Consider the following 16297-nt stretch of genomic DNA (forward strand, 5'->3'; position numbering starts at 1 on the left):
CGACACGTGCAGGACGGTCACGTACTGGGGACGGGCGCGGTGTCGGCCCGCTCGGCCCGCCGCAGGTCCCGGCACAGCCGTTCCTCCAGCTCGGGCGCCAGCGCGCCCCGGGGCGGGCGGCACGGGCCGCCGTACCGGCCGGCCAGCCCCATGGCCAGTTTCATGGCCTGCACACCCTCGGTGCGGGCGCCCCAGCCGAGCAGAGGGTGCAGCCGGGCGTAGAGCGGCAGCGCGGCGGCCAGGTCGCCGGCCGCGCAGAGCCGGTGCAGGCGCAGGCAGAGCCGGGGCAGGGCGTTGGGGCAGCGCGCGAGCCACCCGGTCGCGCCGCACACGGTCAGCTCCAGCAGCACGTCGTCGGCGCCGGCCAGCACGTCGAGGTGGGGGCAGAGGTCGCGGACCCGGTGCAGCCGGCGGACGTCGTCCTCCCGTACCGCCACCACGCCGTCGGTCTCGGCGATGCGGGCCACCAGCTCCGGCGTGAGGTCCACGGTGGCCTCGGCCGGGTCGCGGCACACCACCACCGGCAGCCCGACGGCGGCCACCTCGCGGTAGTGCGCGACCACCTCGGCGGGGCCACCCGGGTAGCCGACCGGCGGCGGGACGAGCACCGCCCGCGCACCGGCGGCGCGCGCCTGCTCGGCCCACTGGCATGCCTGCCTGCTGCCGTACGCCCCGACGGCCGGCAGGACCGCGCAGCCCGGCGGCGCCGCCTCCACGGCGGCGCGGACCACGTCGGCGCGCTCCCCCTCGGACAGGGCCGGGTACTCCCCCAGCGGGCCACACGGGGTCACGCCCCGGCAGCCGGCGTCGCCGAGCCACCGCACATGCTCCTGGAGCCGGTCGTAGTCGACGGAGAGGTCGTTCCGGAACAGCGTGGGGAGGGCGACGACGACACCCTGCCACGGCGTGGTTGCGGCCACGACGGTGTTCCCTTCTCAGTGGAACCGGCCCCGCACACGTTAGGTGGCGTCCCGGCCCGCGGTCTTCCGACAGATGCCGGAACCGCTCACTGTTACCTTCTACGGCTCTCGCGGGTATTGCGCGCCCGGCCAACATCATCGGAGGGTAGGCCCAGGGGTCCTTACCAGCACACATGGCCCGCGCGTGCGGTGATCCCGCGGGCACGGGCCGGTCCGGGAGAAGCGCATGCGCATGGAGCTGCAACGCATCGTCGACCGGGTCGCGGCGCGGGTGAAGCGTCCGGCACTCATCGAGGACCGGCGCCAGCGCGTCGTCGTCTACAGCGAACACACGGGGGTGATCGACGGGGTACGTCGTAGCTCGATCCTGCGCCGGCACACCACCCCGGAGATGATCGCCTGGGCCCGGGAGATCGGCATCATGGAGGCCCGGCAGCCCGTGCGTACCCCGGCCCGTCCCGACCTGGACCTGCTCCCCCGGGTCTGCGTGCCCATCCGGCACCAGGACCTGCTGCTGGGCTTCGTCTGGTTCATCGACGCGGCCGACGGGATGACCGACGACGAGATCTCGGTGGTGACCGAGGCCGTGCCGGACCTGTCGCTGGCCCTCTACCGGGAGAACCTGCTCGGCGAGCTGACCTCGCAGCGAGAGGCCGAGGCCACCCGTACGCTCCTGGTCGAGTCCCCGGAAGCCCGGCGGGAGGCCGTCCGGTCGCTGCTGACCGAGGGCGTGGTGGCCCGCGACGGTCAGGTGACCGCGCTGGTCGCCCAGCTCGCGGTGACCCGGGACGACGTGCTCGACGACGCGGCCCGGATCGCCCTGGAGCACGCGCTGGTCGCCACCCGGCAGTGGGTGGGGTCGCGCGACACGCTGCACCTGGTCCGGCACGACCACGGGGTGCTGCTGCTGTGCGGCGGGCGGGCCACCGGCCGGGTGGGGGCGGAGGAGGCCGCCGCGCACCTCGACCAGGCCCTGCGGGCGGCTACCCGGGGGCTGGCGTCGGTGAGCCGGACGGTGCTCGGCGTCGGCGACGACCGGCCCCGGCTCTACGACAGTGTGCTGTCCTACCAGGAGGCGTTCCAGGCGGCCCGGGTGGGCCTGCAACTGCCCGCCCTGGGCCCGGTCGTGCCCTGGGCCGACCTGGGCATCTACCGGCTGCTGTCCGGGGTGGACGCCCGGCACCTGGACGTCGCCCGGGTGCACCCGGGGCTGGGCCGGCTGCTCGGCGACGAGGCGCACCAGGTGCTGCTGGAGACCCTGGAGGCCTACCTCGACCTGGCCGGCAACGCCCACGCCACCGCCGAACGGCTGCGGCTGCACCGCACCACGCTGTACTACCGGCTCCAGCGGGTGGAGCTGCTCGCCGGCACCGACCTCAAGGACGGCAACGAGCGGCTCTGCCTGCACCTCGCGCTGAAGCTGGGCCGCCTCACCGGCGGATACCAGCCGGACCCGTAGCAGGGGCGGGGCGACGCCGTCGGCGCCCCGCCCCGAACTCTCTACAGGCCGGCGGCCACCGCCGCGCTCCGGCCGCCGACCACCGGCAGGGTGATCCGGCTGCGGTCGAAGTGGACGGTGATGTGCGACCGGTTCTGCTTGGCCCGGCTGCTGTAGCCGGAGTACGAGCCGAGCAGGACCACGCCGATCTGGTGACCGGCGGAGAAGACGTAGTCCTCGGGGAGCAGGTTCAGGTCGACCGCGGTCTTCTGCCCGGGCACCAGCGGCGTGGACACCGACGGCGAGTCGAGGTTGAGGCCGTCGATGATGCCCTTGGTGACCAGTTCCTGCGGGTTGGTCGCGACGGTCTTCTCCGTCTTCCGGTAACAGGCGTTCTCGGCGAAGCCGCCCCAGGTCGCCGTGGCACCCCAGCAGTCCTCCTCGGTGAGGGTACGGATGCCGTCGCCGCTGGTGCTGAACCGCGGACGGGTGCCGTAGTCGACGAGGAGCCCGGCGAAGCTGGTGTCCTCACCGTCGACGGTAGCGTTGATCTTCACGACCGGCGTGCCCGAGATGTGCAGCGGCGCCGTCAGCGGCGCGGAGAGGAACACCAGGCGGTTCTCGGTGTTGGCGGCCGGGTCCGACGGGTGCCGGATGGCGTTGGCGGCGCTCATGGTGGGGGTGTCCTGGAAGGTCGCCGACCCGTTGCCGGGGCCGGAGCGGACGGCGAGCCCGCCGGCGTTCCCGTCGGTCGGGGCCTGGAGGAACACCTGGGTCGGCCGGGCGTCCGGCAGCGGCCAGGTACGCGCGGTCTCCCAGACGTCCGGCGCCCGCTCGATGTCGACGGCCGGCTCCCGCATGATCCCGGTGTCGAGGCCCTGGAGCCACTGGTCGAACCAGCGGTGCAGCGTGTCCACCCAGGCGCCCCGCCGGAAGTCGAACGGGTCGACGTGGCCGGTGCCGGTCAGCCAGAGCTTGCGTGGCACGCCCTGCTCGCCCAGCGCGGTCCACCACTTGCTGAAGTGGTCCGGGCGGACGTTGTCGTCGTTGATGCCGTGCACCACGAAGACGCTGGCCCGCACCCGGTCGGCGTGCGGCACGTAGTCGCGCTCCGCCCAGAAGTCGTTGTAGTCGCCGGTGGTGTCGTCGCCGCCCTGACCGAGCGCGGCCCGCACCGGGGCGCAGTACGCGCGGCGAGCCGGGTTGGTGACCGTGTTGGCGAGGCTGCCCGAGTAGTTGTTCGCCCGGGTGACGAGGCCGTTGCTCCGGGAGTAGTCGTACCAGCTGGAGATGGCCGAGATCGGCACGATGGTGGTCAGCCCCGCCACCCCGTCGGCCGCGGCGGCGTTGGCCAGGGTGCCGTCGTACGACTTGCCGATCATGCCGGTCCGGCCGTTGTGCCAGTCCGCCACCACCGGCCGGCCGGCGGCGTCGACGCCCGGCCGGCGCCCGTTGAGCCAGTCGATGGCGGTCGGCGCGCTGATGTTGTCGGCCCGGCCACCGGTGACCGGGCAGCCGGTCGAGTTGTTGGTGCCGATCATGTCGAGCAGGACCACCGCGTAGCCGCGCGGGACAAAGTAGTTGTCGTAGAACAGCGGCCAGGTGTCGTTCAGCCCGTCGCCGTCGACGTCGGCCTTGCACTCGCTCTCGTTGCCCCGGCACACCGTCGAGTAGTACGGGCTGGCGTCCATCACCACCGGCACCTTGAGCCCGTTCTCGCTGGCCCGGGGCCGGATGATGTCCATGGCCACGACGTCCCGGGCCCCGTCGGCGTCGGTGTCCACGTCCGAGGTGACGAAGATCCGTTCCCGGACCGCGTCGGCGTAGCCGAACACCGGTTGGGTGACGCCGTCCTCGACCACCAGCCGGGCGCGCTCGTCCGCGCCGGGCTGGGCCAGGGCGCCGGTGGCCGGCAACCCCGTGACGGCGACCACCAGGGCCACCACCGAGGCTCGCCAGGCATGTCTTCCGCTTCGCATCCGCGTGCTCCTCCTCCCCGCGCCGGCCGGCGGCGTGCACAGGGGACATGCCGCGGCGACGGTCGCCCCGAACCTACGGATCGACGGATGTGCGGGTCTTCGGACAGCTGTGGAAGATGGCCGCCCCCGCCTCCTACGCCTGTCGCAGGTCGCCGTTCCTCATGCGGCAGGGGCACGGTCGGGGGCCGGCGCACGAGCGCCGGGCACGGGACGCATCCCGTGCCCGGCGCCGCCGGTGCGACTACAGGTCGCGCACCCGTACGTCGCGGAACTCGATCAGGTCGTTCGTGCCGTGGTTCTGCAACCCGACGAACCCGCTGAGGAACTGGCGCAGGTCGGTCGGCGGGTCACCGGCCCGGGACGACGCCTTGCCCGGCGTGTTGTCGAACTCGTTGATCACCACGCCGTTGCGGATGATCGTGTAGTGCTGGCCGACCACCCTCACCTCGTAGTCGTTCCAGGTCCCCTTCGGGGTCGCTCCGGCCTTGTCGAGCCCCTGCGGGTCGAAGTTGTAGATCGACCCGGTCTTCTGCGGTTCGCCGGTGGGCCCGTCGTAGATCTGGATCTCGTGGCCGCAGTAGATCGCCACCCACGCCTGGGACGACCGGGCCGAGCCGACCGTGCCGCAACTGCCGTCCGGCCGCTGGTCCAGCGGGATCCGCGGGTCCGGGAACCGGGCGAAGACCCCGGTATTGGCGTACGTGGTGCCGGCGGAGACGTCCCGGAACTTCAGCCGCAGCGAGAAGTCGGCGAACTCGTCCTTGGCGTACCACAGCATGCCGAGCCCGCCCGAACTGCGGATGGACCCGTCGGGCTGCAACGTGAACGACCCGCCGGGCGCCTGCCGCCAGTCGGCCAGCGACCCGGCCGTGCCGTCGAAGAGCGCCCGGTAGCCGGGCACCTTGCCGATCGGCGACTGGGCGGCGGCGCTGTTCAGCTTCGCCGCCTCCCGGTTGTCCAGGACGCCGTCGCCGCGCAGGTCGTTGACCACGTCGGCGACGTGGCTGACGAACTGGCCGTGGTTGGTCCAGCTCCGCTCGTCGTCGATCAGGTCGTTGACCGTGCAGTCACCGCCGACCTCGTGGTTGGTCACACCGGTGTCGGTGTCCAGCATCCGTACCGTCGCGCGGGTGTCCGGCGCGGCGCACCCGGCGGTGACGGTGATCGTCGCGGTGGAGACCTGACCGTCGGCGTACGTCACCTTCAGGGTGGCCTGGTAGGTGCCGTAGTCGGCGTAGGTGTGGGTGGGGTTGGCCTCGCGCGACGGCGCGCTGCCGTCACCGAAGTTCCACTCCCACGCCACGCCACCGGCGCGGGCCGCCGAGAACGCGATGGTCCTCGGCTGGCTCGGCGTGACGGCCCGCCAGGCGGCGTCGCTCGCCCGCGGCGTCGCCTCGCCGCCGGTGTAGGCGATCCGGATCAGCTTCTGGTTGCTGTGCAGGCTGAAGAAGCCGCCGGCGTAGTCCAGCAGGTACAGCGCGCCGTCCGGGCCGAACTTGGCGTCCATCCAGGACTGGAGCTGGTTGCCGCCGCTGCCGCCGCGGATGATCTGGCGCAGGTCCTCGGCGAACGCGGGCGGGGCGTGCTTGTCGACCGTGGCCGGGTCGACGGTGACCGCCACCCGGTTGTTGGCGTTGGACTGGTCACCGATGAACCACTTGTCGTCCCAGTACTCCGGCCAGGCCACCCCGCTGCCGGTGTCGACGTTCTCCCGCTGGTAGGTCGGGCCGTCCATGATGGCCTGCCCGCCGCCCTTGAGGTACGGCTGGGTGAAGGTCTCCTGCCCGACCTGGTAGGTGGGCAGCCCGCTGCCGTCGGTCCGCTTCGGGTAGACCGGGCCGCCGCCCTGCGGCGAGTACCAGATCATGTTGTCCCGGGCCGGCGGGAGGTTCACCAGGCCGGTGTTGCGCGGCGAGGTGTTCTTCAGGTTGTCGCAGTCGTACCAGCCGGTCAGCACGTTCGCGTCGGTGTTGCTGCGGTCCCGGTAGGGCTGCCGGTTGCCCATGCAGTACGGCCAGCCCTGGTTGCCGGCCGAGGTGATGATCGTGGCCGTCTCGTACTTGGCCGGGCCGAGGTTCGGGTCCGGGGCGCCGGCGTCCGGGCCCACCCAGGCCGCGGTGAGCCAGTCGTTCACCGGATCCCAGGCGATCCGGGCGATGTTGCGCACGCCCATCACGTAGATCTCCGGGCGGGTCTTGCCGCCGCCCTCCTCCGCGCCGGTGAACAGGTTCCCGGCCGGGATGGTGTAGGTGCCGTCCGCCTCCGGGTGGATGCGCAGGATCTTCCCGTTGAGGTCGTTGGTGTTGCCGGAGGTCCGCCGGGCGTCCTGGAACGAGGTGCCCTTGTAGTCCTGGGTCCAGTTGTTGCCGGAGTACCCGTTCGACCCGCCGGAGGAGTTGCTGTCACCGGAGCCGATGTAGAGGTTGCCGCTCTCGTCGAACGTCATCCCGCCACCGGCGTGGCAGCAGCTGTGGATCTGCGTGTCCCAGTGCAGCAGGTCCTTACGGGTGCCCTGGTCGATGGCCTGCTTCGCGGCGTCGTAGGTGAACCGGGAGACGGTCCGCTGGCCGATGCGCCGGTCCCGGTCGATGGACTCGTGCGGCATCCAGTAGACGTACACCCAGCCGTTCTGCGCGAACTTCGGGTCGAGGGTGATGCCGACCAGGCCCTCCTCGTTCTTCACCAGCTCGCTGCCGCTGCCCCGGTTGCCCATCACGGGGAGGGTGGTGAGCAGCTTGACCTGCTTGGTCGCCGGGTCCCAGCGGTGGATCGTGCCGCAGCCGAGGCCGACCTTCGGGTCGTCCCAGCTCACCACCGGGCCGCTCGGGCAGGCCGCCTTGCCGATGTAGAACACCCCGCCGTCGGGGGCGATGGTGAGGCCGTGCGGCTCGCCGATCTGGTCGAGCTGGCCGGGCTGGTTGGTCGTGGTGAGCCGGTCGATGCGGTAGTTCGCGGCGATGGTGGCCTGGCAGTCACCGCGGACCAGGCCGGCCGTCCACCTGATCGCCCCGGCGAGGTGGCTCTGGAACTGCTTGTCGCTGGTCCAGCTCGCCTCGGTGCGACCCATCCCGGTGTAGAAGGATCGGCCGCCCTCGTAGTCCTGGCACCAGGAGACCGGGTGGAAGGCGCCGTTGCCGCTCAGGCCGGCGTTGTAGGTCCCCTCCTCGACCTGGGCGACGGTGTGCACCCGGCCGATCGGGCTCGGGTCCCAGTTGATCCACTGGTCGGATCGGGTCCAGGTCAGCGGCAGGCCCTTGTTGGCCGGGTGCTGCCGGTCGGTGACGTCGACCGTGGCCTTCTGCACGGTGGTGTCCGGCGCCGGCCCCGCGTCGGGGCCGATCAGCCACAGCTCGGCGAGCTGGATCAGCGGTTCCCCGCTGTTCGCCGTGACGTTGAGCCGGTAGTGCTGGTAGGCCGTGGTGTTGGTGAAGCTGTACTGCTTGGTCTGGAACCGCTGCGGGAAGGTCTCGTTGGTGCGGGTGTCCAGGTCGGTCCAGGTGGTGCCGTCCTGGGAGCCCTGCAGGGTCCAGTTCTTCGGGTCCCGGCCCGGGAAGTCGTTGGCCGAGGTGAGCGCGTACCGGCTGACCGTGACCGGCGCGGCCAGCTTCGCCGCCAGCCAGCCGGTCGGCGAGAACGTCAGCCACTTGGTGCCGGTCGAGCCGTCGATCGCCTTCGCGGCGGTCTCGTTCGGCGGGTTCTCCGCGCTCGCGGTGGCCGACACCGGCTTCTCGGCGTTCGGCAGGCTGGTGGCCGGCCGGGTGCCGATGAGGCCGGTGAACCAGGACGACTCCGGCTGGGCGCGCGCCGCGTCGTGCACGCCGACGAAACCGCCGCCGTTCTTCACGTACGCCTGGAAGGCCGCCTCCTGCGTGTCGTTCAGGGTGACGCCGTTGGCGGAGAGGAACACCACGGCCCGGTAGCGGGCCAGGTTCCCGAAGCTGAACACCGCCGGGTCGGCGGAGTCGTCCACGGTGAAGCCCTGCTGCTCGCCCAGCTCGCGGATGGTGGCGGTGGCCCTGGCGACCGGGTCGTCCTGCTTGTCCACGGGGCCGTGGAACACCAGCACCTTGACCGCCGCCGCGGCCGCGGCGGCCGCCGCGGGTGTCGGGGCGAGGGTCTGGCCCGGGAGGGCGAGCACGCCGAGCGCAAGGGCGGCGCTCGATGCCAGGGCGCCGATCCGGCGGCGGGCACCGGGACGACGGGTGGTCGGCGTGGGTGGTGGGGTGGTGGATCCCGTCGGGCCGGCGTCGGGGCCGACCCAGCGGGAGAACCGGAAATGGCGTCTGTCGGCCATCTCGACTCCTCCTGGTGTGGGTTTCCGGGTTCGTCGATTCCGCCGGTGCCGTGAGGCGGGCACCGGACGATGGGCGTGCGTGTCCACCGGCGCCACCCGTGGCGGGCGGCCGGTGCGTCGGTGTCGGAGGTGGAGGTCGTCCGGTGGCTGCCGGCCCGCGGCACCGGGGGCCGGCAGCCGTGGACCCGTCAGTCGTGCTGGTGCGCGCCGCCGTCGGCGGCGGCGGCCGCCGGGGCGGTCCCGGTGGCGGCGTGCTCGTGGTCCATGCCGGGCGGCATGTTCCCGTTCTCGTCCAGGACGTGCAGCATGGTGGACATCCCGGCGTCGGAGTGGAACTGCATGTGGCAGTGCAGCATCCAGTGGCCCGGCCCGACCGAGTCGCCGGCGACCACCTGGGCGCCGAACGAGTCACCCGGGCCGAGCGTCTTGTTGTCGACGATCGGCACCTGGTCGGCGAACGGCTGGCCGTTGCTCACCACCCCGGTCCGGGTGTCCGCCCACGAGTGCCCGTGCAGGTGGAAGGTGTGCATGTCGTTGCCGATGCCCACCACCACGAACTCCACCCGCTCTCCCTTGCGGGCGACCAGGCAGGTCGGCCCGGGCTGGGGATTCACCTCGGTGCAGGTGTCGGTTGCCTCGCCCCGGCGCAGGTTGATGCTCTGCCGGTCACCGAACGCCACGGTGTAGGTCCGGTCCGGCTTCGGGTCGCCGGGACGGCGGACCACCAGGCCGCCGAAGAGACCGGAGGAGAGCCCCTGGGTGCCGTGGGGCCCGCCCACCACGTGGTCGTGGTACCACCAGTAGCCCGCGGTGCCCGGCGTCCCGGCCCTGTTGTTGCGGGGCTGGGCGTACCAGGTGTAGGTGCGGGACCCGCCCGACGGGACGTACGAGTTGCTCTGCACCGTGCCGTCGGAGTCCTGGGTGTACTTGACCCCGTGCACGTGCAGCGAGACGCCCAGCGGGTGGGTCGGGCTGGTCCGCAACGCCGCCAGGGTGGCCTCGGGCACCTGGTTGTGCAGGGTGATGGCGAGGCACTCACCCTCCGTCATCTCCATGAGCGGCCCCGGGTAGGAGGCCGTCTCCGGCGTGAGGCCGTAGCCGAGCCGGACCTGGGTGCCGTCCTTCGGCAGCTCCACCGCGTACAACTGGATGGTGCGGTCCGGCTTGGCGCAGCCGTCGGGCCGCTCGGCGAACATCCCGGTGCGGGCGGCGGCCAGGCCGCCGGCACCGACCAGGGTGAGCAGCACGACCGCCGCGACGACCAGCATCCGCCGGCCACCGGTGCGGGGGCGCTCGGTGCGGGGCTGCCGCGGCTCCGGCCCCTCCTCGACCAGCCGCCAGGCGCTCACCGGGCACCCCGCAGCGGGGTACGGCGTTCGTTCCCGTTCCTTGCCATGGTGATGTCCCTTCGCTCGTTCAGCAGCAGGTGTCCGCGGCTCCGCCCGGACAGCAGGCGGTCAGCGGGGCGATCCGCACGTTCCGGAAGCTGACGACGTCCCCGGTGCCGTGGTTCTGGAGGCCGACGTATCCGCTGGCGTGCTGGCGGCCGGCGGTCCCCGGGTCGTCCGCCCGCGGCGGGTCGAAGACCGCGCCCGGGGCGTTGACGTATTCGTTGATCAGCTCGCCGTTGCGGAACACGGAGTAGTGCTGGCCGACCACGCGGATCTCGTAGTCGTTCCAGGTGCCCTTCGGGGTGACCTCGGCGCCGGGCAGGTCGACCTGGTCGAAGCCGTACACCGAACCGCTCTTGTACCGGTCGCCGTCGGGCCGGTCGAGGATCTGGAGCTCGTGGCCGTACTTGATGGCGACCCACTCGGGCCGGGACTCGGCCGGATGGTTCCGAACGTCCGGGAAGCGGACGAAGACGCCGCTGTTGGCCCGGCCCTCCCCCGGCGCGTCGTCGCGCCACTGGAGCTTCAGCGAGAAGTCCCCGTACGCGCTGACCGGGTACCACAGCATGCCCAGCCCGGGCACCGGCCGGCTGGTGATCGAGCCGTCGGCGTTGCGGGTGAACCCACCGGCGCCGACCTGCTGCCACCGGCCGAAGGACGCGGCGGAGGAGTCGAGGATCGGCTGGTAGCCGTCCTTGCCCGCCGGCTTGCCGACGCCGGAGCGGGCGGCCGCGCTGACCAGACGGCCGTGCTCGGTGTGGCTGATGACGCCCAGATGGTGCAGGTGTTCGGCGACCGCGGTGACGTACGAGACGAACGCGCCGTGGTTCGGCCAGCTCCGCTCGTCGTCGATGACGGCGTTGATGGTGCAGTCGCCCTGGACCACCCGGTTCGGTACGCCGCTGTCGACGGTGCCGAACCAGACGGTGGGCCGGGTGTCCCGGACGCACTCGGGCTGCGGCCCGCTGGCGACCACTGTGAAGCTGACCGAGGCGGTGCCCGAGGTGTTGCCGGCCCGGTCGGTGGCCCGGTAGCTCACCGTGTGCGACCCGGCCCGGTCGACGGTGACCGGCGCGGCGTAGCGGGCGTACGGCTGGCCGTCGAGGGAGTATTCGACCCGGTCCACCCCGGAGCCGCTGTCGGCGGCGGCCAGGGTGAGCGTGGCGCTGCCCACGTAGGCTCCGGCGTCGTCGAGCTGCCCGGTGACGGCGGCCGTGACGGTGGGCGGGGTGGTGTCGGGCGCGGGCGGGTCGACCACCGTGAACGACACCTGCTGGGGCGACGACGTGTTGCCCGCCTTGTCCGTGGCCCGGTAGCTCACCGTGTGCGACCCGACCTGGTTGACGGTGACCGGCGCGGAGTAGGCCGCGTAGGGCTGCCCGTCGAGCGAGAACTCCACCCGGTCCAGCCCGGAGCCGGTGTCGGCGGCGGTCAGCGTGACCGTCGCGCCACCCACGTACGCCCCGTTCGTGTCCCGCTGGCCGGTCACCGCTGCGGTCACGGTGGGCGGGGTGGTGTCGGCCGGGGCCGGCTCGACCACGGTGAACGACACCTGCTGCGCCGAGGACGTGTTGCCCGCCCTGTCGGTGGCCCGGTAGCTCACCGTGTGCTGCCCCGGCTGGTTCACCGTCACCGGCGCGGAGTAGGCGCCGTACGCGCCCCCGTCGAGCGCGTACTCCACCTTCGCCACGCCGGACCCGGTGTCCGTGGCCGAGACGGTGACGGTGGCGCTGCCGACGTACGCCCCGTTCGTGTCCCGCTGGCCGGTCACGGCGGCGGTCACGGTGGGCGGGGTGGTGTCGGCCGGGGCCGGCTCGACCACGGTGAACGACACCTGCTGCGCCGAGGACGTGTTGCCCGCCCTGTCGGTGGCCCGGTAACTGACCGTGTGCTGCCCCGGCTGGTTCACCGCCACCGGGGTGGTGTAGCCGGCGTAGGGCTGCCCGTCGAGCGAGTACTCGACCCGGTCCACCCCGGAGCCGCTGTCGGCGGCGGTCAGCGTGACCGTCGCGCCACCCACGTACGCCCCGTCGGCGTTCTTCTCCCCGGTCACCGCGGCGGTCACGGTCGGCGGGGTGGTGTCGACCGGCGGCGGTTCGACCACGGTGAACGACACCTGCTGCGGCGACGACGTGTTGCCCGCCCTGTCGGTGGCCCGGTAACTGACCGTGTGCTGCCCCGGCTGGTTCACCGTCACCGGCGCCGCGTAGGTGCCGTACGCACCGCCGTCCAGGGCGTACTCGACCCGGTCGACCCCCGACTCCGTGTCCGTGGCGGCCAGCGTCACCGTGGCGCTGCCCAGGTACGCCCCGTTCGCGTCCCGCTGGCCGGTCACCGCGGCGGTCACCGTCGGCGCCGTGGTGTCCGTGGGCGGCGGCTCGACCACGGTGAACGACACCTGCTGCGGCGACGACGTGTTGCCCGCCCTGTCGGTGGCCCGGTAACTGACTGTGTGCTGCCCCGGCTGGTTCACCGTCACCGGCGCCGCGTAGGTGCCGTACGCACCGCCGTCCAGGGCGTACTCGACCCGGTCGACGCCGGAGCCGGTGTCGGCCGCCGTGAGCGTGACCGTCGCGCTGCCCACGTACGCCCCGTCGGCGTCCTTCTCCCCGGTCACCGCCGCGGTGACCGTCGGTGCCGTGGTGTCCGAGCCGCCGCCGTCGACGACCAGAAGGCCGGTCATGTTGCCGTGGCCCGGGATGGAGCAGAAGTAGCGGTAGGTGCCCGGGGAGAGCACCACGTCGACCGCCCAGCGCCCCCCGTTGGCGTCGGTCGGGTCGGCCAGGATGTTCACGTCGACGTCGCTGTTGTAGCGCGGGTCGCCGGTCTCGAAGGTCAGGGTGTGCTGCATGCCGGTGGTGTTGCCGGTGGCCGCGCTGTTCTCGAAGACCAGGGTGGCCGGTCCGGCGACCGCTGTGGTGGGGGCCGAGCGGTAGGCGAGGAAGTTGTCCCCCGCCGTCCAGGTGAGCACCTGGGCCTGCAACGGGGCCGCGGCGGCGGCCCGCACGACGCGTTCCGGGTCGGTCGGCCGCGCGCTGGCCGGGGCCGAGGCGAGCCCGGTGGTCAGCAGCAGCGCCAGCGTGGCGAGGGCGGCCACCGGTCTCCGGAGCCGGCTGGCGGAGCGCCGGTTCGGCGGTGGATGTGCGTTCATGGCTTCCTCTTTCACGGGTCCGGGAGCAGCGTGCGTCGGTGGGTCGATCGGCGGAGCTGTCGTGCCGGCGTGGTCCGTGCGGCCCCTCCCCTGGCCGCACGGGATCCCCGGCCGTGGCCGGAGGCCACGGTCGTTCGATGTGGATGGTGGGTGCCACCGGGCGACGACGGTCGCCGCGCACGGTGGTGTCGCGGAGCTGAAGGGGTTGGTCGGGTACGGGCATCGGTCGGCCGGTGAGGCGCGGCCGCCGTGGTGGCGTCGACCCGGGGTGGCCAGGGCTGGCCGGTCGTGGTCCGCGGACGTGTTGCGCCGCCCGGAGGGCCCACCGCCGAGGGCTACCGTGCCGGTAGTTCCGCTCGACGAAACATATTGATAGGCACCGACCCTACTGACTTCCTCTCAGCCTGTCCATAGCTTTCGTCGTTCCATTGACTACTTTTCTTCGCGCCAGACAAAAGTTGCTGGCGGATTCCTTCCAGCGCGGGACGGGGGGATCCGTGGACCGAACGGTTGATCATCCACGCGCCATTCGGCGCCGCTCGGCCGGCCGGAAGGCTCCAGGAAGATCGGCGGCTCGACTGAGGACCAATGTGCGTGATGAGCACACAGCGGCAATCGGCGCACATCGGATGCGACGTCGTCCACTGCGGAGAACATTCGCCCTGGCCAGGCGCTATTGAAGATCATGGCTTCCTGAATTTCCGGTGACGGCACGGCGACCGCCCGGAGTCGGTTGCCCGGGTCACCCATTGCTCCGGGCCCAGGCCCGTGTGATTGTGCCCCCAGCGAGTCGCCGACCCCGGCGGCTCACGACGGTCGATCTGTCGAACCGGGGCCACGCCGGCAGCCTCGGAGATCGGCCGTCACCCCGCCTCGCCACATCGCGCCGCCCGTCCCCACCGGGCTCCGTGCGGTGCGCCTAGGAACAGGAGCGACCCCCTTGAAGCTCTCACCTCGCCTCGTCGCGCTCTCCGGCGCGGCGGCGGCCGGCCTGATCGCCGCGGGCACCGCCGCGGCCGTGCAGGCCGCGCCACCCGGCCCCGCCGCCCCCGACGCCGCCCAGGCCCGCGCGATCGCCGCCGACTCGGCCCGCGCCCTGGTCGCCAACCGGCCCGCCTACCTGCACGCCAGCGCGGACGACGCGTTCGTGCAGAAGGCCGTCATCTCCTCCGAGGGCACCCAGTACGTCCCCTACGAGCGCACCTACAAGGGCCTGCCCGTGGTCGGCGGTGACTTCGTGCTGGCCACCGACACGGCCGGCAACCTGAAGTACGCCTCCGTCGCCCAGCAGCAGGCCATCGGCAGCCTCGCCACCACGCCGAAGCTGACCTCGGCCGCCGCCGCGAAGACCGCGCGCGCCCAGCTCAAGAAGGTCACCACCGTCGAGGGCACCAACCTGGTTGTCTACACCCTCGGCGCCGCTCCGGCGCTGGCGTGGGAGACCACGGTGCGGGGCACCGGCGCCGAGGGCCCGAGCCGGCTCACGGTCGACGTGGACGCCGTCACCGGCGCGGTGCTGCGTACGCAGGAGCACGTCGTGCACGGCACCGGCACCGGCGCGTGGAACGGGCCGAGCCCGCTGACCCTGAACACCACGCTCTCCGGCAGCACGTACTCCATGAAGGACCCGACCGTAACCAACCTGAGCTGCCAGGACGCCGCGACCAACACGACGTTCAGCGGCTCCGACGACGTGTGGGGCAACGGCACCGCCACCAACCGGGAGACCGGCTGCGTCGACGCGCTGTTCGCCGCGCAGACCGAGCACAAGATGCTCGCGCAGTGGCTGGGCCGCAACGGCGCCGACGGCAACGGCGGCTACTGGCCGATCCGGGTGGGCCTGAACGACCAGAACGCCTACTACGACGGCACCCAGGTCCAGATCGGCAAGAACACCTCGGGCCAGTGGATCGGCTCGCTCGACGTGGTGGCCCACGAGATCGGCCACGGCATCGACGACCACACCCCGGGTGGCATCTCCGGCTCGGGCACCCAGGAGTTCGTCGCCGACACCTTCGGCGCGGCCACCGAGTGGTTCGCCAACGAGCCGTCCAGCTACGACGCTCCCGACTTCCTGGTCGGCGAGAAGGTCAACCTGGTGGGCAGCGGCCCGATCCGCAACATGTACAACCCGTCGGCGCTGGGCGACCCGAACTGCTACTCCAGCAGCATCCCGGGCACCGAGGTGCACGCCGCCGCCGGGCCGGGCAACCACTGGTTCTACCTGCTGGCCAACGGCAGCAGCCCGACCAACGGCCAGCCCGCCAGCTCGACCTGCAACGGCAGCAGCGTGACCGGCCTGGGCATCCAGAAGGCCATCAAGATCATGTACAACGCCATGCTGCTGAAGACCTCGTCCTCGTCGTACCTGAAGTACCGGGTCTGGACGCTGCAGGCGGCGAAGAACCTCTACCCGACCAGCTGCACCGAGTTCGACGCGGTCAAGGCCGCCTGGAACGCGATCAGCGTGCCGGCGCAGACCGGTGAGGCGACCTGCACGGGCAGCACCCCGACCCCGACCACCACGACCACCCCGCCGTCGGGCAGCTGCACCGGTCAGAAGCTGGCCAACCCCGGCTTCGAGTCCGGCAACGTGAGCTGGAGCGCCAGCTCCGGCGTCATCACCAACGACACGGCCCAGGCCGCGCACGGCGGCTCGTACAAGGCGTGGCTGGACGGCTACGGCACGACGCACACCGACACCCTCACCCAGTCGGTGACGATCCCCGCCGGCTGCCGGGCGACGCTGAGCTTCTGGCTGCACATCGACAGCGCGGAGTCGACCACGACCACCGCCTACGACAAGCTGACCGTCAAGGCGGGCAGCACCACCCTGGCCACCTACTCCAACCTCAACAAGGCCACCGGCTACGTGCAGCGGTCCTTCGACATCTCGTCGCTGGCCGGCACCACCGCGACCATCTCGTTCAGCGGCGTGGAGGACAGCTCCCTGCAGACCTCCTTCGTCGTCGACGACACCGCGGTCACGCTGAGCTGACCACACCGGAGCGGCCGGCCGTCGTCCTTCCGACGGCCGGCCCCGTGGGGGGTAGCGCCCCCCGGGGGGGCGGGATAGGGAGAGCGGGGGGGTGGGGAAGAGTGTTGTTTAGCGGGGGTTGAGGAA

At 72.2% G+C, this 16297-nt stretch carries 7 protein-coding genes; 2 read left to right on the forward strand and 5 right to left on the reverse strand.

Annotated features, from left to right (window positions below; translation table 11 throughout):
- Positions 1-17 precede the first annotated feature (17 nt).
- Positions 18-920, reverse strand: coding sequence for a dihydrodipicolinate synthase family protein (locus tag ABZW14_RS14180; protein ID WP_355345116.1), 903 nt, complete (start codon positions 918-920; stop codon positions 18-20).
- A 226-nt stretch (positions 921-1146) separates the two neighbouring features.
- On the opposite strand from ABZW14_RS14180, the gene ABZW14_RS14185 reads away from it, so the two are divergent.
- Positions 1147-2379: a helix-turn-helix domain-containing protein gene (locus ABZW14_RS14185; RefSeq protein ID WP_355345119.1), complete on the forward strand. Its 1233-nt coding sequence runs from the start codon at positions 1147-1149 to the stop codon at positions 2377-2379.
- A gap of 41 nt (positions 2380-2420) precedes the next feature.
- Here ABZW14_RS14185 and ABZW14_RS14190 read toward each other — a convergent pair whose 3' ends face one another.
- The 4 genes from ABZW14_RS14190 to ABZW14_RS14205 all read right to left on the reverse strand — a co-directional run bounded on the left by ABZW14_RS14190 (position 2421) and on the right by ABZW14_RS14205 (position 13173).
- Positions 2421-4337 carry a Xaa-Pro dipeptidyl-peptidase gene (locus ABZW14_RS14190; RefSeq protein ID WP_355345122.1) on the reverse strand — a complete coding sequence of 639 codons (1917 nt, stop codon included), beginning with the start codon at positions 4335-4337 and terminating at the stop codon, positions 2421-2423.
- Positions 4338-4578: 241 nt separating this feature from the next.
- Complete coding sequence (locus ABZW14_RS14195; RefSeq protein WP_355345125.1) at positions 4579-8631, reverse strand: ThuA domain-containing protein; 4053 nt, start codon at positions 8629-8631, stop codon at positions 4579-4581.
- A gap of 188 nt (positions 8632-8819) precedes the next feature.
- On the reverse strand, positions 8820-9980 hold the full coding sequence (locus ABZW14_RS14200) for a multicopper oxidase domain-containing protein (protein ID WP_355345128.1): 1161 nt from the start codon (positions 9978-9980) through the stop codon (positions 8820-8822).
- 67 nt (positions 9981-10047) lie between these two features.
- Entirely contained in the window at positions 10048-13173 is a 3126-nt protein-coding gene (locus ABZW14_RS14205) for a family 16 glycoside hydrolase (RefSeq protein ID WP_355345131.1), read from the reverse strand.
- Positions 13174-14113: 940 nt separating this feature from the next.
- Between ABZW14_RS14205 and ABZW14_RS14210 the strand changes: the two genes are divergently transcribed.
- On the forward strand, positions 14114-16171 hold the full coding sequence (locus ABZW14_RS14210) for a M4 family metallopeptidase (RefSeq protein ID WP_355345134.1): 2058 nt from the start codon (positions 14114-14116) through the stop codon (positions 16169-16171).
- Positions 16172-16297 lie beyond the last annotated feature (126 nt).

Source organism: Micromonospora sp. NPDC004551, from assembly GCF_040609975.1.
Taxonomy (GTDB): Bacteria; Actinomycetota; Actinomycetes; order Mycobacteriales; family Micromonosporaceae; genus Micromonospora.

Excerpts from the sequence above, each read along its gene's own strand:
- ABZW14_RS14185 (WP_355345119.1), top strand. The coding sequence starts at position 1,147 with ATGCGCATGGAGCTGCAACGCATCGTCGACCGGGTCGCGGCGCGGGTG.
- ABZW14_RS14190 (WP_355345122.1), bottom strand. The coding sequence starts at position 4,337 with ATGCGAAGCGGAAGACATGCCTGGCGAGCCTCGGTGGTGGCCCTGGTG.
- ABZW14_RS14195 (WP_355345125.1), bottom strand. The coding sequence starts at position 8,631 with ATGGCCGACAGACGCCATTTCCGGTTCTCCCGCTGGGTCGGCCCCGAC.
- ABZW14_RS14205 (WP_355345131.1), bottom strand. The coding sequence starts at position 13,173 with ATGAACGCACATCCACCGCCGAACCGGCGCTCCGCCAGCCGGCTCCGG.